The 23,993-nt window shown below is 70.0% G+C and carries 26 protein-coding genes; 6 read left to right on the top strand and 20 right to left on the bottom strand.

From position 1 onward, the window contains the following. Window positions 1-5: 5 nt before the first annotated feature. Window positions 6-1,463 (bottom strand): xylulokinase, encoded by a 1,458-nt coding sequence (gene xylB, locus CQ045_RS14025; protein ID WP_105724745.1) that lies wholly within the window; start codon window positions 1,461-1,463, stop codon window positions 6-8. Beyond that, window positions 1,460-2,110, bottom strand: a complete 651-nt coding sequence (locus CQ045_RS14020) for an SIS domain-containing protein (RefSeq protein ID WP_181156571.1) — start codon at window positions 2,108-2,110, stop codon at window positions 1,460-1,462. Before CQ045_RS14020 ends, xylB begins: the two co-directional genes overlap by 4 nt. 140 nt (window positions 2,111-2,250) lie before the next feature. On the opposite strand from CQ045_RS14020, the gene CQ045_RS14015 reads away from it, so the two are divergent. Both CQ045_RS14015 and CQ045_RS14010 read left to right on the top strand, forming a co-directional pair. Next, window positions 2,251-3,201 (top strand): sugar-binding transcriptional regulator, encoded by a 951-nt coding sequence (locus CQ045_RS14015; RefSeq protein WP_181156570.1) that lies wholly within the window; start codon window positions 2,251-2,253, stop codon window positions 3,199-3,201. Then, window positions 3,201-3,830, top strand: a complete 630-nt coding sequence (locus CQ045_RS14010; RefSeq protein WP_105724738.1) for a hypothetical protein — start codon at window positions 3,201-3,203, stop codon at window positions 3,828-3,830. Before CQ045_RS14015 ends, CQ045_RS14010 begins: the two co-directional genes overlap by 1 nt. Window positions 3,831-3,860: 30 nt before the next feature. On the opposite strand, the gene CQ045_RS14005 is transcribed toward CQ045_RS14010, so the two are convergent. Genes CQ045_RS14005 through CQ045_RS13995 form a run of 3 tightly spaced genes read right to left on the bottom strand, consistent with a single transcriptional unit; the run spans window position 3,861 to window position 7,552 of the window. Beyond that, window positions 3,861-5,171, bottom strand: a complete 1,311-nt coding sequence (locus CQ045_RS14005) for an FGGY family carbohydrate kinase (RefSeq protein WP_105724736.1) — start codon at window positions 5,169-5,171, stop codon at window positions 3,861-3,863. 45 nt (window positions 5,172-5,216) lie between these two features. After that, window positions 5,217-6,233, bottom strand: coding sequence for a magnesium and cobalt transport protein CorA (locus CQ045_RS14000; RefSeq protein ID WP_105724734.1), 1,017 nt, complete (start codon window positions 6,231-6,233; stop codon window positions 5,217-5,219). Window positions 6,234-6,268: 35 nt separating this feature from the next. Continuing rightward, window positions 6,269-7,552 (bottom strand): serine hydrolase domain-containing protein, encoded by a 1,284-nt coding sequence (locus CQ045_RS13995; protein ID WP_105724732.1) that lies wholly within the window; start codon window positions 7,550-7,552, stop codon window positions 6,269-6,271. Window positions 7,553-7,648: 96 nt separating this feature from the next. Between CQ045_RS13995 and CQ045_RS13990 the strand changes: the two genes are divergently transcribed. Further along, complete coding sequence (locus tag CQ045_RS13990; protein WP_105724730.1) at window positions 7,649-7,963, top strand: DUF2470 domain-containing protein; 315 nt, start codon at window positions 7,649-7,651, stop codon at window positions 7,961-7,963. A gap of 46 nt (window positions 7,964-8,009) precedes the next feature. Beyond that, window positions 8,010-8,657 (top strand): heme oxygenase (biliverdin-producing), encoded by a 648-nt coding sequence (locus CQ045_RS13985; RefSeq protein WP_105724728.1) that lies wholly within the window; start codon window positions 8,010-8,012, stop codon window positions 8,655-8,657. Window positions 8,658-8,671: 14 nt separating this feature from the next. Here the strand turns inward: CQ045_RS13985 and CQ045_RS13980 are convergent, their stop codons facing one another. Next, the gene (locus CQ045_RS13980) at window positions 8,672-10,057 is read right to left on the bottom strand and encodes an ATP-dependent RecD-like DNA helicase (protein WP_181156569.1); all 1,386 of its coding nucleotides are present in this window, start codon (window positions 10,055-10,057) and stop codon (window positions 8,672-8,674) included. A gap of 115 nt (window positions 10,058-10,172) precedes the next feature. On the opposite strand from CQ045_RS13980, the gene CQ045_RS13975 reads away from it, so the two are divergent. Further along, window positions 10,173-11,243, top strand: a complete 1,071-nt coding sequence (locus CQ045_RS13975) for a hypothetical protein (RefSeq protein WP_105724724.1) — start codon at window positions 10,173-10,175, stop codon at window positions 11,241-11,243. Between the two features lie 18 nt (window positions 11,244-11,261). On the opposite strand, the gene CQ045_RS13970 is transcribed toward CQ045_RS13975, so the two are convergent. The 3 genes from CQ045_RS13970 to CQ045_RS13960 all read right to left on the bottom strand — a co-directional run bounded on the left by CQ045_RS13970 (window position 11,262) and on the right by CQ045_RS13960 (window position 14,414). Further along, a complete protein-coding gene (locus tag CQ045_RS13970; protein WP_105724721.1) occupies window positions 11,262-13,256 on the bottom strand; it encodes a cytochrome c oxidase assembly protein in 1,995 nt (664 codons plus the stop codon). A gap of 106 nt (window positions 13,257-13,362) precedes the next feature. Next, window positions 13,363-13,650 (bottom strand): HU family DNA-binding protein, encoded by a 288-nt coding sequence (locus CQ045_RS13965; protein ID WP_017203554.1) that lies wholly within the window; start codon window positions 13,648-13,650, stop codon window positions 13,363-13,365. A gap of 182 nt (window positions 13,651-13,832) precedes the next feature. Beyond that, window positions 13,833-14,414 carry a TetR/AcrR family transcriptional regulator gene (locus CQ045_RS13960; RefSeq protein ID WP_105724719.1) on the bottom strand — a complete coding sequence of 194 codons (582 nt, stop codon included), beginning with the start codon at window positions 14,412-14,414 and terminating at the stop codon, window positions 13,833-13,835. 152 nt (window positions 14,415-14,566) lie between these two features. Between CQ045_RS13960 and CQ045_RS13955 the strand changes: the two genes are divergently transcribed. Continuing rightward, the gene (locus CQ045_RS13955; RefSeq protein WP_105724716.1) at window positions 14,567-15,394 is read left to right on the top strand and encodes an alpha/beta hydrolase; all 828 of its coding nucleotides are present in this window, start codon (window positions 14,567-14,569) and stop codon (window positions 15,392-15,394) included. 60 nt (window positions 15,395-15,454) lie between these two features. On the opposite strand, the gene rpsN is transcribed toward CQ045_RS13955, so the two are convergent. From rpsN to CQ045_RS13900, 11 genes are all read right to left on the bottom strand, one after another. Then, a complete protein-coding gene (gene rpsN, locus CQ045_RS13950; protein ID WP_017829734.1) occupies window positions 15,455-15,760 on the bottom strand; it encodes a 30S ribosomal protein S14 in 306 nt (101 codons plus the stop codon). 3 nt (window positions 15,761-15,763) lie between these two features. Continuing rightward, window positions 15,764-15,934, bottom strand: a complete 171-nt coding sequence (rpmG, locus tag CQ045_RS13945) for a 50S ribosomal protein L33 (protein WP_017203558.1) — start codon at window positions 15,932-15,934, stop codon at window positions 15,764-15,766. Next, window positions 15,934-16,170, bottom strand: coding sequence for a 50S ribosomal protein L28 (gene rpmB / locus CQ045_RS13940; protein WP_017203559.1), 237 nt, complete (start codon window positions 16,168-16,170; stop codon window positions 15,934-15,936). The genes rpmG and rpmB overlap by 1 nt, the downstream gene beginning before the upstream one ends. A 157-nt stretch (window positions 16,171-16,327) precedes the next feature. Beyond that, a complete protein-coding gene (locus CQ045_RS13935) occupies window positions 16,328-17,062 on the bottom strand; it encodes a DNA-3-methyladenine glycosylase (protein ID WP_105724714.1) in 735 nt (244 codons plus the stop codon). A gap of 1 nt (window position 17,063) precedes the next feature. Further along, on the bottom strand, window positions 17,064-18,953 hold the full coding sequence (locus CQ045_RS13930; RefSeq protein ID WP_258131073.1) for an Ig-like domain-containing protein: 1,890 nt from the start codon (window positions 18,951-18,953) through the stop codon (window positions 17,064-17,066). Continuing rightward, the gene (locus CQ045_RS13925; protein WP_105724710.1) at window positions 18,943-19,746 is read right to left on the bottom strand and encodes a TIGR03943 family putative permease subunit; all 804 of its coding nucleotides are present in this window, start codon (window positions 19,744-19,746) and stop codon (window positions 18,943-18,945) included. Before CQ045_RS13925 ends, CQ045_RS13930 begins: the two co-directional genes overlap by 11 nt. Beyond that, on the bottom strand, window positions 19,739-20,779 hold the full coding sequence (locus tag CQ045_RS13920) for a permease (protein WP_105724708.1): 1,041 nt from the start codon (window positions 20,777-20,779) through the stop codon (window positions 19,739-19,741). Before CQ045_RS13920 ends, CQ045_RS13925 begins: the two co-directional genes overlap by 8 nt. Beyond that, complete coding sequence (locus tag CQ045_RS13915) at window positions 20,776-21,192, bottom strand: Fur family transcriptional regulator (protein ID WP_105724706.1); 417 nt, start codon at window positions 21,190-21,192, stop codon at window positions 20,776-20,778. Before CQ045_RS13915 ends, CQ045_RS13920 begins: the two co-directional genes overlap by 4 nt. A 46-nt stretch (window positions 21,193-21,238) precedes the next feature. Further along, window positions 21,239-22,099, bottom strand: coding sequence for a metal ABC transporter permease (locus CQ045_RS13910; protein WP_105725007.1), 861 nt, complete (start codon window positions 22,097-22,099; stop codon window positions 21,239-21,241). A 14-nt stretch (window positions 22,100-22,113) separates the two neighbouring features. After that, the gene (locus CQ045_RS13905; RefSeq protein WP_105724704.1) at window positions 22,114-22,947 is read right to left on the bottom strand and encodes a metal ABC transporter ATP-binding protein; all 834 of its coding nucleotides are present in this window, start codon (window positions 22,945-22,947) and stop codon (window positions 22,114-22,116) included. Beyond that, window positions 22,944-23,969 carry a metal ABC transporter solute-binding protein, Zn/Mn family gene (locus CQ045_RS13900; protein WP_105724702.1) on the bottom strand — a complete coding sequence of 342 codons (1,026 nt, stop codon included), beginning with the start codon at window positions 23,967-23,969 and terminating at the stop codon, window positions 22,944-22,946. The genes CQ045_RS13905 and CQ045_RS13900 overlap by 4 nt, the downstream gene beginning before the upstream one ends. Window positions 23,970-23,993: the final 24 nt, after the last annotated feature.

Genomic DNA, 23,993 nt, shown 5'->3' with positions numbered 1-23,993 from the left:
TCCTCCTAGAACCGGTCGCCGTCGGCCTGCACGTCGGCCAGGTGGATGTAGCGGTCCCAGATGTCGCTGCGGTCGGCGCGCGGCTCGGTCACGGAGGTGACCTCCGGGCGCCAGGCGGATGTCACGGCGGCCACGGTCTCGCCGCGCACGACGGCGGCGGCCTGGATCGCCGCTCCGCGGGCGGTGCCCTCCGGGGCGTCGACGGTGTGCACCGCACGGCCCGTCAGGTCGGCGATGATCTGGCGGTACGCCCGCGAACGCGCTCCCCCGCCGATCGCGATGGTGCGGCCCGAGACGGGGATGCCGAGGGCGGCGAGCGCCCGCTCCCCGCGGACGAGTCCCAACGCGACACCCTCGAAGGCGGCGAGCGCCAGCTCTTCGCGGCTCGTCGCGGTGGTGAGACCCGCCAGCATCCCTCGTGCCGAGGGCAGCCGCGGCGAGCGCTCTCCGTCCAGGTACGCGGCGAGCACGGGGCGCTCGGGATCGAGCGGTGCGGCCAGGGCCAGGTCGGTGAGCTCGGCGTGGTCGACCGCGAGCAGTCGCGCCATCGCGTCGGTGACCTTGGTGGCGTTGAGGGTGCAGACGAGGGGAAGGTAGCCGCCCGTGACGTTGGCGACGCCGTCGACGGATCCGGTGACGTCGACGACCGGGTCGGGGGTGGTCGCGAACACGACGCCCGAGGTGCCGAGGCTGTAGGCCACGTCTCCGTCGCCGAGTCCGATGCCCTGCGCGGCCAGGTGCTGGTCGCCGCCGCCCGGGCCGACCAGGGCGTCGGGATCGATGCCGAGCTCTGCGGCGGCAGCCGGCGTGATCCGCCCGGCTGCCTCGTCGGGCGCGAGCACCTCGGGCAGCAGCGGCGCCCAGTCGCGCTCGGCCACGACCTCGTCGAGGATGTCGGTGCGCCAGCGACCCGTGTCGGCGGAGAAGTACCCGGTGCCCGAGGCATCGGAGCGATCGGTGACGCGGCGTCCGGTCAGCCGGAAGGTCAGCCAGTCGTGCGGCACGGAGAGGTGGCGGACGCGGGCGAACGTGTCGGGTTCCGTCTCGGCCAGGAGGGCGAGCTTGGAGATGGTGATGGCCGCCGACGGCACGATGCCGATCTGCTGCGCCCACCAGGAGGCGGGGTGCCGGTCGAGGAGCGCTGCGGCCTGCGGGCCCGACGTGGTGTCGTTCCACAGGCGCGCGGGGCGCAGGACCCGACCCGCCTCATCCGACACGACCAGGCCGTGGCACTGGGCGCCGACGCTGACGCCGATGACACGCACGTCGACGTCGCGGCGCGCCTCGGCCATCGCCGACACGAGCGCCTGCCACCAGGACTCGGGGTCCTGCTCGCTGACCGGCGGGTGGGTGACCGGGTGCGGAGCACGGCCGGTCGACACGAGCACCCCCGTGGCGGCGTCGCGCAGCTCGACCGTGCACGACTGCGTGGAGCTGTCGACTCCGGCGACGACGTCGATCATCGCGCGACCTCCTGGTGCACGGGGATCTCGATCCGGGGCGGATCCGCCGGCAGGTCCTCGAGGCGTCCGACGGCACCGGCCGGGTGGGTGGTCATGAACTCCGCCCAGGTGTAGCCGCGACCGCGCATCAGCACCTCGGCCAGGGCGTCGCCCCACGCCGACTGCGCGATGGTGATGCCCGTCGCGACGATGCCGCCGATGTCGGCTGCGGGGCGCACGGCGACGGCGACGCTGTGGTCGGCCAGCTGAGCGAGCGGAGTCTCGTGACTGCGCGAGAGGGAGATCACCCTGGCGCCGCGGCCGCGGGCGATGCGGGCGAGCTGCACCACCTCGTCGGATGCTCCGCCGTTGGAGATGAGCAGCACGATGTCGTTGGCCGAGATGGCTCCCGACGCTCCGTGCAGCCCGTCCATGGGCGAGAAGGGCAGCGAGGGGGTGCCGGTCACCGAGAGGATGTGCGCCATCCGTCGCGCGACCGTGCCCGAGGTGCCGGAGCCGCCGATGAAGAGCTTGCCGGTGCCGGAGAGGATCAGCGATGCCGCCGTGACGAGGGTGTCGTCGACCGTGTCGATCAGCGCCGCCACGGCATCGGCTTCCGCCTGAAGCCGACCGCGCGCTACCGCCAGGATGTCGTCATTGACCGTCAACACTTGCTCCTTCAATCGCACGATGGAATCAGTCGCGCTCATCTGTGATGCTTGGATGTACGTTTGAGCATAGGAAGTGTCCCGTGCCGAAGGAAAGGCAACCGTCACATATGTCACAGTTTCGTGATTTCAACGCTCAAATGAGCGAGGTCTCGACCGGCATGGACCACGATCGAGCCCTCATGGCGGCCGTCGCCCGCGCCCACTACCTCGAAGACCGCTCACGTGTGGACATCTCCGACGCTCTGGGCATCTCCCGCTTCAAGGTGGCGCGCCTGCTCACCCGCGCCAGGGAAGAGGGCGTGGTCACCATCGAGATCCACGACTGGGGCCTGCCGGATGTGGAGCTCAGTCAGCGGCTGCAGGACAAGCTCGGCCTGGAGCACTGCCTCGTGGTGCGCTCGCACGGCGACGACGACACCGTACGTCGGCAGATCGGCGGCGCCGCGGCACGGGCGCTCAGCGAGAGCCTGCACGAGGACGAGGTCCTCGGCGTCACCTGGGGCCGCACCCTGACCGCGACGGTCAGCCAGTTCGACCATCTCCCGCGACTCTCGATCGTGCAGCTCACCGGCGTCGTCGCCGGCGACCTGGCATCCTCGCCCATCGAGGTCGTGCGTCAGACGTCGCACCGCTCGGGCGGCGACGTCTATCCGATCTTCTCCCCGCTGATCGTCGACGACCTCGAGACGGCGAAGAGCCTGCGCCGGCACCCCGACATCCGCTCGGCCATGGACCTGTTCCCCGCGGTCACGACGGCACTGCTCTCGGTCGGCGCCTGGAACCCGCCCGTATCCCAGGTGCGCGACGTGCTGCCGATCGACGACCTCGCGAACGCTCTGAGCAAGGGCTGCGTCGCCGACATCGCCGGCATCCTGATCCGGAGCGACGGCACCCCGGTCGATGCGGACTTCCAGGACCGCTGCGTCAACATCTCGTACGAGCAGCTGCAGAAGGTGCCCCGCGTGGTCGCCGTCGCCGGCGGAGCGGCCAAGGCCGATGCGATCCGCACGGTCTCCCGGGTCGGCCTCATCACCGAGCTGTTCACCGACCACACCCTCGCCGAGGCCGTGCTCGCGGAGGACCGCTGATGCAGATCGCCGGATCCCTCTGGTCGGTGCCCGTCGACGACCGCCTGGACACCTCGCTGCGGCTGCGCGACGCCGGACTCGCGCGCCTGCATTGGGACACGACCGACGGCAGCTTCGCCGCGGCCGGCGGGTTCTCCCCGGAGTCGGCGGCCGAACTCGCCGCCGCGACCGGCCTCACGGCCGAAGCGCATCTGATGGCCCATCGGACCGCGGGCGAGGTGGATGCCTGGACCGCCTTCTGCGACCTCGTGATCGTCCACATCGAGAGCGACGACTGGCAGGCGGCGCTCGACCGCATCGAACGGCGAGGCGCCGTTCCCGGCCTCGCGGTCTCTCCGCAGACGCCCGCCGACAGCGTGCCCTCCGACATCGCGGTGCTGTGCATGTCGATCGTGCCCGGTCAAGCGGGGAGCACCTTCGACACCGCCGTGCTGGACAAGCTCACGGCCCTGCGCACGGCCTCGCCCGAGCGACGGCTCGGAGTCGACGGCGGCGTGCGGCGCATCCATGCCGAAGCGCTCGCCTCCGCGGGGGCGGACTGGGCGGTCGTCGGCACCGACCTCGTGTTCGACCGCGAGGGCGCCTGGGCGGATCTGCTCGACCCCCGAGGGTCGGCCGCTCCGGCCTGACCGAGCTCCCGCTCGGGCCGTCGGTCCGAGCTAGGCCGCGGGCGGCAGCTCCAGGCCGAGCGTCCGCGCCGCCTGCCGCGCCATGCCCCACGCGACGAACTCGCCGGCGGGAGGCGCGGTCATCGGGATGTCGAGGATCTCGGGCGCCATCGCGCGCACCGCGGCGGAACGGGCGCCGCCGCCGATGAGGATCCCGCGCTCGGTCGGCACACCGAGATCGCGGATCGCATTGAGGCCGTACAGCAGGCCGCCGAGCACCCCTTCGAAGGCCGACCGGGCGAGGTTCTCGCGCGTGGTCGAAGCCAGGGTCATGCCGAACAGGGTCCCGGTCGCGTCCGGCAGGTTCGGCGTCCGCTCTCCTTCGAGATACGGCTCGAGCACGAGCCCGCCCGCACCGGGGGCCGCGGCCAGCGCGAGCCGGCTCAGCTCCTCGTGATCCACCGCGAGCAGCGTCGCGAGCGTGTCGAGCACGCGGGCGGCGCTGAGGGTGGCGACGAGCGGCAGGTGCCCGCCGGCCGCGTCCGCGAATCCGGCGACCGTGCCGGACGGGTCGATCGTGCGGTGCGCGCTCGTCGCGAAGACGGTTCCGCTGGTGCCGATCGACACCACCACATCGCCCACCTGCGCGCCCAGTCCCAGCGCGGCACCGGCGTTGTCTCCGGATCCGGGTCCGACGGAGCGGCCGTCCGCGTCGCGGACCGCGGCGTCGTGCGCGAGGACTCGCGGCAGCATCGCATCGCGCCCCAGCGCCTCGCCGAAGAGCTCCCGGTCATAGCCGGCATCCGTCCAATACCCCGTGCCCGAGGCCTCCGAGCGATCGGTGACGAGCTCGTCGAGATCGGGACCGAGGCGATCATCGGGACCGAACCCTCGAAGACGCCACGTCAGCCAGTCGTGCGGGAGCGCGACGGCGCCGACGCGGCGGGCGTGCTCCGGTTCGTGCTCGCGCAGCCAGCGCACCTTCGTGAGGGTGAACGAGGGCACCGGCACGAGGCCGGTGCGCTCGGCGAGTGCGGTCGCTCCGTACTGCGCGATCAGGGCCGACGCGGCGTCCGCGGAGCGCATGTCGTTCCACAGGAGTGCCGGGCGCACGACTCTGCCCGCAGCGTCCAGGGCCACCATCCCGTGCTGCTGGCCGCTCAGCGCCCAGGCGCGCACATCGTCGAGACCGCCGGCCGCGGCGATCGCGGCCTGCAGCGCCCGCCACCACTCCTCCGGGTCGACCTCGGTACCCGGCGGGTGCGCCGCCCGTCCTTCCCGGACCACCAGACCGGAGACGGCATCCGCGATGACGACCTTGCAGGACTGGGTCGAGGAATCGATTCCCGCCACGAGTTCCATGTTGCGATCATCCCATGCGCGGCATGATGCGCCGTGCGGTCGGCGTCAGAGCCAGCCCTTGCGCTTGAACACCGCGTACAGACCGAAACCCAGGGCCACCATCAGGCCGAGGGCCATCGGGTAGCCGAGCAGCCAGTGCAGCTCGGGCATGTGGTCGAAGTTCATGCCGTAGATCGTGCCGACGAGCGTGGGCGCGAACAGGATCGCCGCCCACCCGGAGATCTTCTTCACCTCGTCGTTCTGGCGGATGCTGAGCTCCGTCATCCGCCGCATCTCCTCGTTCTGCCGCCGGGCCACGATGGTCGACTCGACCGTGAGGGCGTTGTCGAGCACGGTGCGGAAGGTCGTCGCCCGGTCGGTGACGCGCAGCGTGTGGTCGAGCACATCCCGCAGGTAGCGCTGCAGCTCATCGCTGACGCGGTACTTGTCCGATCCGCGCAGCAGCGCCTCCAGCATCCCCGAGAGCGGCTGCGTCGCCCGCTGGAAGTCGATGACCTCCCTGCCCAGGTCGTAGATGCGCTGAGTGGCGTCCGTGTCCTCCTCGAACAGCTGGCTCTCGATCTCGTCGATGTCGTTCTCGAGTCCGGCCAGGACCGGCGCGTACTCGTCGACGACCTCGTCGAGGATCGCGTACAGCACCGCTTCGGGGCCGTGGGCGAGAAGGGCCGGGTCGTTCTCCAGCCGGCGCCGGACGCGGGCGAGATCGGGAGACTCGGCATGACGGATCGTCACGACGAAGTCCGGTCCGACGAGCACGTGCACCTCACCGAACTCGACCTCCTCGACGGCATCGAGGTAGCGGGCCGGACGCAGCACCATGAACAGCACGTCGCCGTACCGCTCCAGCTTGGAGCGCTGGTGCCCCGAGAGCGCATCCTCGACGACGAGGGCATGGATGCCGAACTCGTCCGCGACCTCGCGGATCTCCTCTTCGCTCGGCCGGTAGAGACCGATCCAGCTCATGCCGCCGCGTTCCCGCATGCGCTCGAACGTCTCGCTGAGACTCTGCGGATTCTCGGTGCGGACGCCGTCGACGTAGATCGCGTTGTCGATGATCGCCATCGTCGCCTCCTCGCGCGCGGCCGGTCAGGCCGGGGTCACTCGGCCGGCGGCACGCAGACGAGCGCGGCGTCGGTGGTCGCCTGGTGGTACTGCTCGGCCGTGAACGGCAGACCGAACTCCGGCGCCGTCTGCCCGGCCGCGGCCGGAGCCTTCGACGCGATGGCCGCGAGTTCCCAGGAGAGCTGCTGGGCGAACAGGGCCCCCGCGGTGGAATCGTTCAGCACGACGGCGACCGTGAACCCGGTCGTCGGGTCGGAGTACGCCGCCGTGGCGTAGCCGGGGGTCCACCCCTGCTGACCGATCATCGAGCCGACGAGATACCCGCCGCCCGTCGCCTGGTACCACGACGCGGCGCCCTCGGCGGCCGGGAGCGGAGCGCCGAAGCGATCCGGCTTCTCCTTCGTGCGGAGCTTCTGCGCCGCCTCGGCCTGCACGTACCGACCGAGGTCGGTGATGGTCGACACCGCACCGGAATCGGTGAAGCCCGAGCTCGCCGACATCTTCGTGATGTCGACGGGCGCCGTGCAGTCGTAGCCGCCCTCGACCGCGTTGAGGAAATGGCCCTCCATCGCCGGTCCGGGTCCCGGCACCGCGGGCGCCGAACCGGGAAGCGAGGTGCCCGCGAGGTCGAGCGGCTTCGTGACGTACTCCGCGATCAGTTCGGATGCCGACATCCCCGAGGCCCGCTCGAGCGCGAGGCCGAGCAGGAGATAGCCCGCGTCCGAGTCGCGGTAGGTCGTCGCCGGCGCCAGGCGAGGGCGCGCGAGGCCGTAGCCGGCGAGCTCCAGCGGGGCCCAGACGCGTTCCGGCGTGTTCAGCCAGGCCGACTTGACGGTCGCCTCGGAGGATCCCGCGCCGCTGGTGCCGTTGCACAGGTCGAGGAGCGTGACGCCCTGCTCGCGCATGTCCGCGACGCCCGAGACGTAGTCGGCGACGTTCGCGTCGAGCTCGACCGTTCCCTCGTCGGCGAGGGCGTAGAGCACATCGCAGGTCATCAGCCGGGTCACGTCCGCGATGCGGAACGACATCTCGGTGCTCAGCTCGCCGCCTTCCCGGTTCTGGGTCCCGGACGCGGTGACCCAGCTGCCGCTCCACGGCACCCAGACGCCGACGATCGCACCGGATGCGCCGGAGGCGGTGAGCGCGTTGTCGACCGCGTCCTGCATCGCCGCGACCGTGTCATCGGGCAGAGCGCCGTCGACCTGGGCCGGTGGCGTGTACGTGAAGGAGTCTTCAGATGAGCATCCGGTGAGGACGAGAGCGAGCACGGCCGCCGTGGCCGTTGCGGCGCGCCACCGGCGCGACGAGAGAAGCTGCATGGAAGGAACCCCCGAAGACGTGTCTCCCGAGTCTAGAGCGCGGATGCTGAAAGTCGGCCCCGTGCCGCGTTCCGACCCGCGCGTAAGGTTGTGGGCGTGCCCCACACCTTCGATGCCGACGTGATCACCGCGGTCCTCCGCCACATGAACGGCGACCACACCGACGACAACATCCTCATCGCCCGAGCCTTCGCCGAGCCGTCCGGTTCCGAGATCTCGGACTCCGTGATGACCGGCTTCGACGGAGAGGCGGGAGTGTGGGAGATCACGCGCGACGGCGCCGTCTCCGAGTTGCGCGTCCCCTGGCCCGGCGGCCCGATCGCCGACCGGCCGTCCGTGCGCCGCGAGGTCGTGGCGCTGTACGACGCCGCGTGCGCCCGTCTCGGCGTCGAGCCCCGCCCGCACGCCTGAGGACTCCGACTTTCGCCCAGGGTTAGGTAAGCCTTACACTGGCTCCATGCCCGAGATCCTCTCCTTCTCCGCCGCCCTGCGCGAGCGCTCGTCCGGATCGCACTCCCGCAGTGAGACCGCCGGATTCATGTCCGACCTCCTGAAGGGTGAGGGCTCTCGCGAGGACTACATCTCCCTGGTCGCGCAGCACTACTTCATCTACGACGCTCTCGAGAGCGCCGGCGAGCGGATGCGGAAGGACCCGGTGGCGGCGGTGTTCATCAGCGACAAGCTGACCCGTCTCCCCGCGCTCGAGGCCGACCTCGAGTTCCTGCTCGGGGCGGACTGGCGCGAGCAGATCACGGCGCTGCCCACGACGCAGCGCTACGTCGAGCGCATCCGCCAGGTCGGCGCGACGTGGGCCGGCGGCTTCGTCGCACACCACTACACGCGCTATCTCGGCGACCTCTCCGGCGGCATCTTCATCGGTCGGGTGATGGCGCGCCGCTTCGGCTTCGAGACCAACGGCATCGGGTTCTACCTGTTCGACGACATCGCCGACCCGGCAGCATTCAAAGACGTCTACCGCGAGCAGCTCGACTCCGCTCCCTGGGACGAGGCGGAGCGCGAGCGCGTGATCGACGAGGTGCTGCTCGCGTACCGCTTCAACACGGAGCTCTTCGAAGACCTCGACCGGGCCCGCGCCGCCGCCTGAATCTGAGCCCGGGTTCAGCTCTTCGGCAGCTCGGGCGTCGATGCCGCGAGCCACGCGTCGCGCATGAACCGCCGCACGTCCTCGTCCACCCGGATGTCGCGGGGTCGCAGCGCCCGCGAGAGATAGAGCCCCTCGAGCGAGGTCAGCCGGCTCAGCGCCACATACGTCTGTCCGGGGGCGAAAGCCCCGGAGCCGAGGTCGATGATCGCGCGCTCGTAGGTCTTGCCCTGCGACTTGTGGATCGTGACCGCCCAGGCCAGCCGCAGCGGGAACTGCGTGAACTCGGCGACCACGTCGCGGGAGAGCTTCTTGGTGTTCTGGTCGTACGCGTACCGGAACCGTTCCCACACAGCGGGTTCGACGTCGACCTCCTCGCCGTCGATGTCGACGCGCACCGCGCTTCCGAGGATGCGCGTCACGGTGCCGATGGTGCCGTTGACCCATCGGGGCGGCTCACCGGACATCGCGGTGTCGTTGCGCAGGAACATCACCTGTGCGCCGACCTTCAGCTTCAGCTCGGACTCGGCCGGCAGCGAGGCCTCCCCGCGTCCGAAGTCGCCGCTGACCTCGGCCCGTGCGGTCTGCTCCTTGCCGGGCAGCGCCGCGAGGTGTCGGCTGTTGATGCTGTTCACGATGTCGTTGCGGGTCGCGAGGGTGATCATGGGCACCTCGCCCGGCTCCGGGTCGGGGGGCGTGCGCGCACCCTGCGTGTTCAGCACCCCGGCGATCTCGGCCGTCACCCGGCCGTAGCGCACGGCATTCAGCATCGACTTGAACCCGTCGTCGGACTGTCGGTGGATCTGCACCAGCTCGCGCACGTGCAGCTCCGCACGCGTGTCGACCTGGAACAGTCCCTCCTGGTCCGAGATCCCCGACCCTCCGGCCCAGACCTTCGCGTCGAAGAACCAGAACGAGCGGTAGTGGTCCTGCACGTAGCGGGCCTCGTCGCCGCGCGGCGGGACGGGGGCGAGCTGGTACGGGTCGCCGAACATGATCACCTGCACGCCGCCGAACGGCTCGCCCCTGCGCCCTCTGGCCTGCCGCAGCGAGCGGTCGATCGCATCCATCAGGTCGGCGTTCACCATGGAGATCTCGTCGATCACGAGCGTCTCGATGGCGTTCAGGATGCGGCGGGTCGCATCGTTCTGGTCGATGTCGGCGTCGCCGATCAGTCCGATCGGGAGGCGGAACAGCGAGTGGATCGTCTGTCCCTCGACGTTGAGCGCCGCGACCCCGGTCGGCGCGCAGATCGCGATCTGCTTCTTCGTGTGCCAGGCGAAGTGCTGCAGCAGAGTCGACTTCCCGGTGCCGGCCCGGCCGGTGATGAACACGTGCTCGCCGGTGTCCTCGATGAGCCGGAACAGCTCTTGCTGCTCCTCGGACAGGGCGGGAAGGGACACGGCACTCACAGGGGAAGCGGGCGGAAAACGGGGCGCCACCCATGCTACGTCCCGGTATCGGCCCGCGGCCGCCGACGCTCGGCGTCCCCCCAGGACGCCCTCCTAGACTGACGCCATGGAGCGGGCCCGTACGAGCGCGCCCCGGCGTTCGCGCCTGGGGGTCGATCTGGCGATGCTCGTCGTCGTCGGCCTGGTGCTCGTCGCGGCACTCGGCGCCGGCGGCGCCACGCTCTACCAGCAGTTCTACGGGCCGTCGGCTTTCGTGGTGCGCTACCTCGACCTGCTGTCCTCCGGTCGCGCCGCCGATGCGCTGCGCGTCCCGGGCGTCGCGATCGACCGCGAGACCCTCGAGAAGGCCGGCATCACGCCCACGGCATCCGAGGCGATGCTGCGTCGCTCGGCCCTCGCTCCGCTGACCGACGTGAAGGTCGAGTCCGAGAAGCCGGTGGACGGGAAGACGGCCGTCACCGTCAGCTACGAGGCGAGCGGCCACCCCGGCACCAGCACCTTCCTGATCGAACAGGACGGCTGGGCGGGCGTCACCCCGAACTGGCGCTTCACCACCAGCCCGCTGGCCGTGGTGGAGCTCACCCTGCTCGGCGCGGACCGCTTCGCGTTCAACGGATTCGAGGTCGACCGGCGCCAGGTGTCGGCCGACGGCCCCGATGCCGGCGCGCTCGATCCCCTGCCGCTGCTGGTCTTCACACCGGGGCTGTACTCGGTGACCGTGGAGACGCCGATCGCGACGGCATCCGGTCACGGAGTGCTCGCCGACACGCCCCTCGCCGTCACCCCGCTCGACGTGCAGACCACGCCGACGGAGGAGTTCATCGACGTCGTGCAGGAGCGGGTGGAGGAGTTCCTCCTCCAGTGCACGACGCAGGAGGTGCTGCAGCCGACCGCCTGTCCGTTCGGGCTGCGGGTCACGAACCGCATCGCCTCGCCTCCGAAGTGGTCGATCGCCGCGCAGCCCGAGGTGACGGTCGCTCCCGACGGAGGCCAGTGGCAGATCCCGACGACGGATGCCGTGGCTCACGTCGAGGTCGAGATCCGATCGCTGTTCGACGGCTCCATCGAGCCGATGTCGGAGGACGTGCCGTTCCAGCTCAACGGGACGATCGCAATCCTGCCCGATGGGAAGGCCTCGATCAGGATCGGCTCTCCGGGCGAAGCCCCCGCCGACTGACGGGTCGGGTGACCGCTCTCAGCGGCCGTCACGCTCCTCGCGCCGTTGGTCGCGTTCGGCGAGGGCGGCGAGCTTGGCGTTGTACTCCTCCAGCTCGGCGTCTCCGGTGCGATCTGCGTGCCTGTCACGCCGCCGCTGCAGCTTCGTGTCGCTGCGGCTCCACTGGATCGCGACCGTGATCGCGAGGATCAGGGTCGGGATCTCGCCGATCGACCAGGCGATGCCACCGCCGACGTACTGGTCCTCCATCGGGCTCACGCCCCAATCGCGCCCCATCGCCCCGAACCAGTCGGCGACCATCAGGCCCTCCTGCATCATGATCGCGATGCCGAAGAAGGCGTGCATCGCCATGACAGCGATCAGGGTGATCAGGCGTCCGGGATACGGCAGCCGGTACGGCACCGGGTCGGCGCCGATCAGGCTCATCACGAACAGGTAGCCCGAGAGGAGGAAGTGGATGACCATCCACTCGTGCCCGAGGTGCTCGAACATCGACCAGCGCACCAGATCGGTGAAGTAGAAGGCCCACAGCGACAGGATGAAGATCGCGGCCGCGACGAACGGATGCGTCACCACGCGGGCGAACGGCGAGTGCACGGCCCACATGATCCACTCGCGACCGCCGCGGGTACCGTCGTCGCGCTTGTGGATCGCGCGCAGGGCGAGCGTGATCGGCGCTCCCGAGACCAGGAGCAGCGGGATGGCCATCGACAGCATCATGTGGCCCATCATGTGGATGCTGAACAGGTACTCCTGGTACGCGTTGATCGGCCCACCGGTCACCCAGACGAGCAGCAGCATCCCGAGCACCCAGAACACCGTTCGATGGATGGGCCAGCGATCCCCCCGCAGCCGCAGACGCCGCACACCGGCGAGATAGAGGAACAGTCCGAATCCGGCCACCACGACCCAGAGCACGTCGAAGTCCCACGCCGTGAACCAGCGTTCGAACGTGAGCTCGGGAGGCAGCGTCCCCCCGGTCAGGATCTGCGCCGGGGTCTGCAGGAAGGCCGCGGTCTCACCGGTCGGCGGGGGCGTGCGGGCGAGCGCGGCGGCCGCACCGGAGGCGAGGCCCATCAGCGCCACCTCGCACAGCACGAGCAGCCAGAACCAGCCGGCCGCACGGGCTCCCGCGAGCTTCGGGATGAGGCGGGCGCGGTACCAGGCGCCCAGCAGCCCCATCCCGCCGAGCAGCACGGCCTTCGCGAGCACGATCCAGCCGTACGGCGTCGTCCAGAGCGCATCCCAGCTGCCGACGGCCACGATCGACCGGGTGATGCCGGAGAAGGCGACCACGGCGAAGGCGGCGATCGCGAGCGAGGAGTAGCGTCCGACGAGGAGGGCGGTGTCGACGTCGGCTCGTCCGCGCAGCAGCACGAGGAGCAGGAGGCCACCGAGCCACACGGCCGCGCCGATCGTGTGCAGCAGGATCGAGTTGACGGCCATGTTGTGCCCGGCGAGATCACCGGCGTGGCCCTGGGTCGCCAGCGGGAGGAAGGATGCCGCGGCGAGCATCGCCGTGATGAGCGTCGGAGTCCACGAGCGCCACGCGAACGCCAGCACCGTGATGACCGCTCCGAAGATGGTCGTGATGAGCCAGGACTGGCCGATAGGACGCTCGATCAGGTACCGTCCGAGCTGCGCGCCGAACTCACGCTCGATGCTGAGCTTCGGGTTGAAAGCGGCCATGAACGCGAGGAAGCCCGCCAGACCTGCGGAGACCGTGAAGACGGCGGCGCCGACCGAGGCGATGTTCAGTGCCGCGTCGAACGACCGCTCGCCCGCGCGCAGGCCGAACAGCGCCAGAACCAGGGAGCCGAGCATGACCGCGCCCGACATGTTCATCACGAGCTTCGCGATCGGAGTGCCCCAGAGCACGAACGGTCCCGGATCCTGCAGGAGCGGCGGTCTAGCGCCGCCGCCGACGAGGAGCGCCAGCACCAGCGCCACGAGGGCTGCGATGAGGAGGATGACGATCCCGGCGATTCGATACGCCGACGTTCGGCTGGTCATCTCGGTGCGGGAACTCACCCCTCCAGCCTAGGCGCGCCCGGCGGGGAGAAAGCACGAAGGCCGCCCCCGTCGAAACGGGAGCGGCCTTCGAAGAGGTGCGGCCTGATTACTTGACGGCAGCCTTGAGCTTGGAGCCAGCGGTCACCTTGACGCGCTTGCCGGCCGGGATCTTGATCTCGGCGCCGGTCTGCGGGTTGCGGCCCGTGCGAGCAGCGGTGTCGACCTGCTCGAAGGAGATCCAGCCCGGGATGGAGACCTTGCTGCCCTTGGCAACAGCGTCGGAGACCGTGGCGAACAGCGAGTCGAGGACACCGGAGACGGTGGCCTGGCTCTGGCCCGTGGCGCTTGCGATGCTCGCGACGAGCTCGGTCTTGGTGATGGACTTGTCAGCCATGTCATCCTCCAGCGACGAGTTCCCGTCGCATCGTTGTGGGTATCGGAGCGGATGCTCCTGGTCTAGTGACCGCCTTGAATGTATCAACCACCACCCGCATTTCCGCGTCATTTCGCGGGTTTTGGGCAATTACATGGCGTGTCGCGTCACTTTCGTCACTCCAGTCACAGAATCGGGGGCGCTCAGCGGGCTCGGTGCGCCTCGATCACGGCGCCCGCCGTGCGCTCGAACGCGGGGGCGACGCGGTCCTCCCCATCCAGATATCCGCCCACGAGGGCCGCATCCCGCAGGAGGACCAGGGAGGCGGCGACCTCGTCCGGACGTTCGAGCCCCGAGGCCTCGGCGACCTGCCGGAGTGTGGAGCGGAACCACTCCCGGTGCTCGTCGATGAGCTGCCGCACGGCGCCACCGGCATCCGGGAACTCGGCGGCCGCGTTGATGAACGGGCACCCTCGTGTGTGGCGACCACGGATGTCGGCCGCGATGCCCTGGACCACCGCGTCGAGCAGAGCATCCGGATCGGTCACGGTCTCCCCGGCGGCGGTGAACATCGCGCGGAGGCTCTGGTCCTCACCTGCGAGGTACGCGAGGACCAGGTTCTCCTTGCCGCCGAACTGCTTGTAGAGCGTGGCGCGGGTGACCCCGGCCTCCTCGATCACCCGGTCGACGCCCACCGCGTGGATGCCCTCCTCATAGAAGAGCCGGGTGGCGGCGTCGATCAATCGGGAGCGGGCGGGGCTGGGGCGCTTCGTCGTGGTGTTCATGATTGTCCTTCCTCATCGTGGCATCCGAATCGCGGCATCCGAACGCCGACTTCACGACTTTCGGGAATATGTTGCAGTAGATAGAACGTTCGGTCTACTATCAGCGTAACGCACTCCCGATCAGCGGGATCCGAAACAGAGAGAAGAAGATCATGAACACCACCGACAAGACCCCCATCGTCCTCATCCACGGCCTCTGGATGACGCCCGCCAGTTGGAACACCTGGGCCGAGCGCTTCCGCGCGAAGGGTCACGAGGTCATCGTCCCGGGCTGGCCCGGCATCGATGACCGCTCGGTGGAAGACATCCGCCGCGACCCGTCCGCCCTGAAGGGCATCGGCCTGAAGCAGATCGTCGACCACTACGAGCGCATCATCCGCGCCCTCCCCGTGAAGCCGATCGTCATGGGCCACTCGTTCGGCGGAGTCATCACCCAGATGCTCGCCGACCGCGGTGTCGGAGCAGCGTACGTGGGCGTGGCCCCCGGGCAGACCGCGGGCATCACCACCCTGCCGTTGTCGACGCTGTGGACCGGCACGCCGATCCTCGCGAACCCCTTCGGCCGCAACGGCGCCAAGCCCCTGTCGAAGCGGCACTTCCACTTCACGTTCGGCAACGACCTGAGCCGCGCCGATTCCGACCGCCTCTGGGAGGAGTCGGCCGTGAACTCCTACAACCGGGTCTTCTTCGAGGGCGTGGCATCCGCGTTCAACGAGAAGGGCGGCGTCACGCACGTCGACTACGCCCGGACCGACCGGGCACCGCTCTCCGTGATCACCGGCGAGATCGACCACGTCGTGCCGCCGGCGATCGGGCGTGCGATCGTGAAGAAGTACCTCTCCACCGGCAGCCCCGCCGTCGTCGAGTACAAGGAGTACCCCGGGCGCACGCACCGGCTCGTCAGCCAGGACGGCTGGGAGGAGATCGCCGACGATGCTCTCGCCTGGGCCGTCGCGCACGCCACGGCATCCGTCGCGTGAAGCCGGGGACGCAGAAGGGGCGAGGATCCGAAGATCCTCGCCCCTTCTGTCTGCGGAGACTTACCAGCTCGACTTGGTCACGCCGGGCAGCTCGCCACGGTGTGCCATGTCACGGAAGCGGACACGCGAGATGCCGAACTTCGTGAGGACACCGCGGGGGCGGCCGTCGATGACGTCGCGCGAACGCACGCGAGCCGGCGACGCGTTGCGCGGCAGCTTCTGCAGGCCGACGCGTGCGGCCTCGCGGGCCTCGTCGGTGGCGTTCGGGTCGACCAGGGTCTTCTTCAGCTCGGCGCGACGCTCGGCGTAACGCTCGACGATGACCTTGCGCTGCTCGTTGCGAGCGATCTTGCTCTTCTTAGCCATTGATCAACGCTCCTCTCGGAATTCGACGTGCTGACGGATGACCGGGTCGTACTTCTTGAGCACGAGGCGGTCGGGGGTGTTGCGGCGGTTCTTCTTCGTCACGTACGTGTAACCCGTACCTGCCGTCGAACGCAGCTTGATGATCGGACGTACGTCCTGAGCCTTCTTGGCCATTAGAGCTTCACACCCTTCGCCTGGAGGTCCTTGACCACGTTCTCGATGCCGCGGACGTCGATCACCTTGATGCCCTTGGCGGACACGTTGAGCGTGATCTTACGACCGAGCGACGGGACGAAATAGGTCTTCTTCTGCACGTTCGGGTCGAAGCGGCGCTTCGTCCGGCGGTGCGAGTGCGAGACATTGTGTCCGAAGCCGGGAACAGCTCCGGTCACCTGGCACACTGCTGCCATGATGTGACTCCTTCTATACCGTGAGGCCGGACGGCCTCACCCAAGATCCCTTGTCTGCACGCAACCACGACCCGCCGATCTCTCGGCCGCAGAAGGGGAAGCACGCGAACTGCGCACAGGAGTGTGCGCAGACAAAGAGTCAGTTTAGCACGGGAGTTCAGCGCCCCGAGTCACGCGTCGGGTCCACGAGCAGAGCGGCGTCCGCCGCACCTCGCCCCCAGCGGAACGGCGACACCGTCGGATCCGCCTCGATCCAGAAGCGCCACGGGAACGCGTCGGTCCCGGCGACGCCGGCGACACCCACTCGCGGCCCGCTCACCACGTCGTCTCGCGGCTCTCCCAGCCACAGCTCGGCCCGTGCACCGTGCCGGATCTCCCCGGTCACCGCGTCGATGCCGTCGTGCACCGGATGCCGCAACCCCACGGCCTGCCCGAGCCGCCCCGGTCCACGCGCGAGGTCACGGAGCGCGATGCGCCCGAGCGGCAGTGCCGCACCACGCCGCCGAGCGGCAGCATCCGCTCCGACCACGATCTCACCCGCACGCAGCAGCACGCCGTCGCCCTGCCCCTCCGGTCCGCACACGACGTTGACGCACGAGTGGATGCCGTGGCTCAGGTAGACGTACAGGTGCCCCGGCTCGCCCCACATCGTGGCGTTGCGGTCCGTGCGCCCCATCCGCGCGTGCGACCCGGGATCGGCGGTCTCGCCCGTGCCCTGCCCGTGATAGGCCTCGACCTCGGTGATGCGCAGCCGCACCTCGACCGGGGCGGCGTCGGATGCCGTCGTCACGAACGTGCGCAGCTCGCCGCCGAGGAGGCGCGGTGCGACGTCGACCGCGGACGACATCAGATCTGCGCGGACCGCACGGCGCAGAGCATCCTGCAGCGGCATCTCAGAACCGCGGAGCCGTCTGGCACCAGGAGGCGTCGAAGCCGGTGAGGGCGACGGTCTCCTTGCCGGATTCCATGTCGATCAGATGCGTCTCGACGTTCTCGGGAAGGGGGAGCAGCATCCCGTCGTACGGGTTGTTCGCCAGGTCGGGAGCGATCACGACCGCGGCATACTGTCCGCTCGGCGAGGCGCACGCCTGCAGGATCGAATCGGTGGATCCGACCTCGACCAGCGGGGTCGCCGTACCGTCGTCGTCGACGCGGATCACGGCCTGACCGACCGGGAGCCCCGAGTCGTCACGGGCGACGACGTGTCGCAGCGTGCCGCCGGGGAAGGGCGTGATCGAGGTCGCGGTGCCGTAGTCGGGATCGGATGCCGCGAGCGGCTGCTCCGTTCCGTCGGCGAGGTTCAGCTCCACCGCCGAGCCGTCGAGCCGTTCGACGATCGCCGTGTAGGTGCCGCGGGAGATGCCCTGGATCATGGCCGCGAGGCCGAGCGACTGCACACCCGCGTCACTCGAGCGGTCGACGAGGGAGAGGGCGCCGTCGAAGTCGATGAACAGCACGGCCGCGCTGTCGGGCACGAACTGCCAGACGAAGACGCTGGCCTCCTCGTCCGCGACCTCGATGATCTGCGGTTCGTCGCCGCCGCTCAGCGACTGGGTGACGAGCACGCTCGCGCGCCCCTCGGTGTCGCTCAGCTCGCGATCGGAGTAGCTGTAGCCGACGAGTCCGCCTCGCTCGGAGACCTGGATCGCACCCACGTAGCCGTCGCCGGGCAGGCTCAGCTCGCGCTGGTTGGCGCCGTCACGGTCCATCACGAGCAGACGGGAGCCGTCGTCCTCCTCCACCGAGACGACGAGCTGGGTCGACGTCGCCCGGAAGTCGTTGATCTTGTCATGCTCGAAGACGGGCACGGCCTTCTCGCCGCTGAGGTCGGTGAGGAAGATCTTGTCCTTGCCGTCGACCTCTCGACGCAGCAGGAAGATGTTCGACGGCGGCGTCTCGAAGCTCGTCGTCAGCGTGGTCGACGGCCCCCCGCCGGCACCGACGACATCGGCGACGCGCACCGTGTACGTGGTGGAGTCGTCGAGCGGGACCGTGAAGCGGATGCCGACGCCGCGGCCGGAGGCGTCGACGGTGAACGGTACGGCCGGTTCGACGCTCACCTGGGCGGGATCGACGTCCGCCAGCGCCTGATTCGCGGTGAGGATGACCCGGCTCCCGGACGACTCGATCGCCTGCGCGGCATCCACCTGCACGTCGCTGAGTCGGGGCCCCTGCAGCAGGCTGACGATGCCCAGCCCCGCGCCGACGAGCACCAGGACGCCGAGGACCGCGACGAGCGTGAGCGCGAACCGGCGGGAGCTCCCGGGCGTGGGAGCGGGATCGTCACCTGAGCGGACGCTCCAGGGCGGGGGTGCGTACGGCGCGTCAGGCGTCTCGGCCTCGGCCACGATGTCGGTGACGCCGAGGGGAGCCGCCCCCACGAAGATGGGTCCGGAAGCGACGGGGACCGGAGGGAGCGCCGTCGCCTCGGCATCCTCGCGGGCAGCGGCCTCGAAGGCGGCCATCTTCCGGGCGGCGGCTTCCTGCTCGGCGACCGCTCGGTCGCCGGCCTCGCGGACGGCAGCCTCCCGGGCAGCGGCGTCGTCTGCGCCGGCGTCGTCTGCGCCGGCGTCATCTGAGCCGGCGCCATCTGGGCCGGCGCCATCTGAGCCGGCGCCATCTGAGCCGGCGTCGTCCGAGTCGGCCTCGGCCTGCTCGGGCGGCGCGACCGCGCGGGCGATCCGCTCCGCCTCCGCGGCTTCGGCAGCCTCGCGGGCGGCACGCATCTCCGCGCGGGTGCGCGGGACGGCGGGCACTTCGGGGCGCTCGTCGTCAGTACTCATACGGATCCCCCGGCTCGTCGATCGCGACCACGTCGGTCGGCTCGATGTGGAGCTTTCCGTCGGCATCCGCCCGCACGGTCCCGGTGATCTCGACCCACTGGCCGGTCGCGTAGTCGTCCGGGTCGACGGTGACCGGGAGCACGGCCGTCTGCGCATCGATCACGCAGTGGGTGATGATCAGCCGCGTCAGGTTCACACCGTCGTCACCGGCCTTGCCCGGAGTGACGAAGCCGGTGAGCGTCACGGGGGCGCCGTCGTAGGCGGCGGTGTTCGTGGATGCGGCGAACACGCTCGCCCAGTCGCCGACGCCGAACGTGGAGGTGTCGGCCACGCCGAGCGCGACCGTGTCGGCGCCGACGAACAGCGCGGTCTGCTCCCCCGCGCGGGACATCGCGAGCTCGACCGACAGCGATGCCGGCGGCAGCACGAGCGCCGCCGCGACGACGCCCGTCGCGATCACGCCGCCGGCGACCGCTCCGACCCCGGCGAGAGTGCGGCGGGAGGATGCCGGTGCCGCGAAGTGGTCCGGGTCGTCCGCAGCATCCGTGGCGTGCCCGTGGTCGTGACCGTGGTCGCCTTCCTCTCCCAGCGGGAGAGCGCAGGACCAGATCGCGCCGGCGAGGGTGACGACGGCCGCCGTGCACGCGAACCACACCGACTCGGGGCTGATGTAGAGCGTGAGGCGGCCGGTGACGCCGAGGCCGAGGGTGACCACCGCGATCACGGCGGCGAGCCCCACGCCCAGCCAACGGGTGGCGAGGGCGCGCGCACGGGGGACGGACTGCTCAGGCAAAGACGTTCACCCCGATCCCGATCGCGAACGCGGCGGTGACCACGATCCCCACGATCCCGGCGAGAGTGCGGCCGGTGAAGGTGGTGCGCATGAGGGCGAGCATCTTGATGTCGACGAGAGGGCCGACCAGGAGGAAGGCGACGATCGCCCCCGAGGAGAACGTCGAGGCGAACGACAGCGCGAAGAAGGCGTCGACGTTCGAGCAGATCGCGACCGTCATCGCGAGCACCATCATCGCGACGATCGACAGCACCGGGTTCGACCCGATCGCGAGCAGCCACTCCCGCGGGATCAGCACCTGCACGGCTCCGGCGAGCGCCGATCCGATCACCAGCGCGGGCATCACGGCGCGCAGCTCGATGAGGAACTGGGTCAGGCTGCGACGCACCGGGGTGCCGGGCTCGTGCGTGACACGGTCGCAGGTGTCGATGAAGCGCTGCGTGAGCATGCCGTCGGGATCGGGGTGGCGGCTGTAGATCCAGCCGATCAGGTTCGCGATCAGGTAGCCGCCGACCAGACGGGCGACCAGGATGCCGCCGTCCCAGCCGAACGCGGCATGGGTGGTGAGGATCACGATCGGGTTCACGATCGGCGCAGCGATGAGGAAGGTCATCGCCTCCGCCGGGGCGAGGCCGCGCATCATCAGGCCGCGGGCGAACGGGACGTTGCCGCACTCGCATACCGGGATCAGCATGCCGAGCAGCGACAGCACGGCACGGCGCGCCCAGGCCCGCTTCGGCAGCCAGCGGTGGATGACGTCGGCGGGGAGCCACACCTGCACGACGATCGACAGCAGCACGCCGAGGATGACGAACGGGAGGGCCTCGATGAGCACGCTCAGAGCGAGGGTGAGGCCGTCCTGCGCGCGGGTCGGCAGCGATGCCGGGAACAGCGTCGGCAGGAAGGCGTCGATCAGGAACAGCGCGGCGATGATGGCAGCACCGAGACCGACGCCGACCCAGGCCGAGCGCGGCGAGGGTGCCGGTCGGTGGGAGTGGCCGTGACGCGTCGCCGTCGCTGCGGAGGGACTCACGCCGTCGCAGCCCTTTCGGCGTCGCGCTTGTTCGCGCACGGGGTGCACAGGCCGAAGATGTCGACGACGTGCGCGGCATCCGTGAATCCGTGCAGCGCCGCGGTGCGGTGCGCCCACTGCTCGACGTCCTTGGCCTCGATCTCGACGGTCAGCCCGCAGGATCGGCAGATGAGGTGGTGATGATGGCCCTGGGTCGTGCAGGCGCGGTACAGCGCCTCGCCCTCGGGGCTCTGCAGGGAGTCGGCGTCGCCGGATGCGGCGAGACCGGCGAGCGCCCGGTAGACCGTGGCGAGCCCGATGCCCGTGTTGTCGTCTCGCAGCGAGGCGTGCAGGGTCTGTGCGCTCACGAATCCGCGTGCGTCGGCGAGCGCTTCGCGCACGCGTTCGCGCTGCCAGGTGTTCCGCTGAGCCATACGACGAGTCTAGGCCGCGGGGGTTGGGGAGGGCTGGGAGTGCGGCTCAGGCAGGGACACGGCGCACCCGGGCACGCGCCCGCTGCACGATCCAGCACACGACGTAGATCGTGAACGACAGCGTGGTGATGTACGGGCTCACCGGCAGGGTGCCGGCGAGCGCGAGCAGGATTCCGCCGACCGCCGAGACGAACCCGAACAGCGCGGCCAGCAGCGGCACGGCGATCGGACCGGCGGTGACCCGCATCGCGGCGGCCGCGGGCGTGACCAGCAGCGCCATCACGAGCAGCGCGCCGATGATGTGCACGCTCACCGCGACGATGAGCCCGAGCAGCACCATGAAGAGCAGGCTCACGGCCCGGGTCGGCACTCCGCGCGCGGCGGCCGATTCCGGGTCGAGCGAGTCGAACCGCAGAGGGTTCCACATCACCAGCAGCCCGAGCAGCACGACGATGCTGATGCCGATGAGCCAGCCGAGGTCCGGGCTCGACACCGAGACGATCTGGCCGGTCAGCAGACTGAACCGGTTGGCGCTGCGGCCGTCGTAGAGCGACAGGAACAGGATGCCGAGGCCGAGGCCGAACGGCATCAGGACTCCGACGATCGAGTTCCGATCGCGTGCCTTGGCTCCGAGGATGCCGATCAGGATCGCGGCGACGAGGGCTCCGCCGAGGGAGCCGACCACGACACTGCCCCCGAACAGCAGGGCGGCGGCGGCACCCGCGAACGACAGCTCGCTCACCCCGTGCACCGCGAAGGCGAGATCCCGCTGCATCACGAAGACGCCGATCAGTCCGCCGACGATGCCGAGGACGGCGCCGGCGATGATCGAGTTCGCGAGGAGGGCGACCAGATCGCCGTAGTCCTGGAACGAGAAGACGTCGCTCCAGTCGACGATCGGCACCATGCCCGACACGGCGCTCATGCGGCACCTCCGTGCTCGTGATCCCCGTGGTCGTGGTGGGGCTCGGCATCGGGCACGCCCACGACGACCAGACGGTCGCCCGCCCGGAGCACGAACACCGGGGTGCCGTAGAGGTCGGTGAGCACCCGCGTCTGCAGCACCTCGTCGGGGGTTCCGAGCAGGAAGCGGCCGCCGGCGATGTAGAGGATGCGATCGACCCGACCGAGGATGGGATTGATGTCGTGGGTGACGAACAGCACCGCCGCCTCGCGCTCGCGGCGCTGACGGTCGATGATGTCGGTCACGGCGAGCTGGTTGGCGAGGTCGAGGTTCGACAGCGGCTCGTCGCACAGCAGCAGGGCGGGCTCGTCGGCGAGGGCCTGCCCGACCCGGAGGCGCTGCTGCTCACCGCCCGAGAGCAGCCCGACCCGGCGCTCGGCGAAGTGCGAGGCTCCGACGGATTCGAGCAGACGGTCGACCTTCGCCCGGTCGCCGCGGTGCGGGATCGGGAAGCCGAAGCGACTCCCCTGCACTCCGAGGGCGACCAGGTCCCGTGCCCGCATGCTCGTGTCGGGGGCGAGCGAGCGCTGCTGCGGGATGTAGCCGATGCGGGGGTTGCCCCGATGCACGGGCTCGCCCGCGACCCGGATCGACCCCGACGACAGCGGTTGCAGGCCCAGGATGCTGCGCAGCAGGGTGGTCTTTCCCGATCCGGAGGGGCCGAGCACCGCGATGAACTCGCCCGGCTGCACCGTGAGGTCGAGTCCCGACCAGAGTTCGCGATCGCCGCGGTGCAGTGACGCGTCCGAGATCTCGAGGACGGGTGTCTCGCGCTGTGCGGTGCCGCTCACGACTGGACGGCGGCGGCGAGGCTCTGGATCGCGTCACTCATCCACTCAGAGTACGACGATCCGTCCTCGAGCAGCTCCGTGAAGGCGACGACGGGGATGCCGGCATCCTTCGCGGCGGCCTCGACGCGCTCGGTCTCGGCTCCCCCTGTCTGGGCGTTGGTCAGCAGCGCCGTGACTTCGCCGCCGTCGATGACCTTGAGCGCCTCGAGCAGCACGGCCGGGGCGACGTCGGTGCCCTCTTCGACCGACTCGGCGAATCCTTCCGGCGTGACGTCGGTCAGGCCGGCGGCCGCGGCGAGGTAGCCCGGAAGCGGCTCGGTGATGAAGACGTTCACGCCCGTGGCATCCGTCTTGATGGTCTCGAGGTCGGTCTCGAAGCCCTCCAGGTCGGAGATGATGTCGTCGGCGTTGGCGGCGAACTCCTTCGCGCCGTCGGGGTCGAGTTCGGACAGCTCGTCGGAGATCGCCTCGACCACGTGGATCATCGTGTGCGGATCGAACCAGACGTGCTCGTTGAAGCCCTCGATGTGGTTGTGACCCTCGTGGCCCTCTTCGCCGTCGGCGTGGTCGTGGTCATGCGCCTCTTCCTCCGGCGCCTCGGTGGCGGACTCGTCGTCGGCATGATCGTGCTCGGCCTCGTCGTGGCCCTCGTTGCCGGGGAAGTCGTGCGAGTACTCGACGGCGGTGACCACGTGCGGGTCCTGCGCGTCCTGCAGCAGCGTGTCGATGAACGCGTCGTAGCCGCCGCCGTTCTCGATCACGAGATCGGCCTTCTGCACCGTGAGGCGGTCGCGCGCGGTCGCCTCGTAGGAGTGCGGATCCTGCGAGGCGGAGGTGATGATCGACTCGACCTCGACGCGGTCGCCGCCGATCTGCGCGGCGATGTCGCCGTAGACGTTGGTGCTCGCGACGACGGTGATGGTGCCGTCATCGCCCTCTCCCGCAGCGGGGGTGGTGGAGCATCCGGCCAGCGCGAGAGCGGTGACGGATGCGAGGGCGAGGGCGACGACGGGCTTCTTCATGCTCCCACTCTAAACGCTAATGAG

The sequence above is a fragment of the Microbacterium sp. MYb66 genome (genome assembly GCF_002979435.1).
In the GTDB taxonomy this organism is placed as follows: domain Bacteria; phylum Actinomycetota; class Actinomycetes; order Actinomycetales; family Microbacteriaceae; genus Microbacterium.
This window is presented reverse-complemented; position numbering and strand designations above follow the sequence as displayed.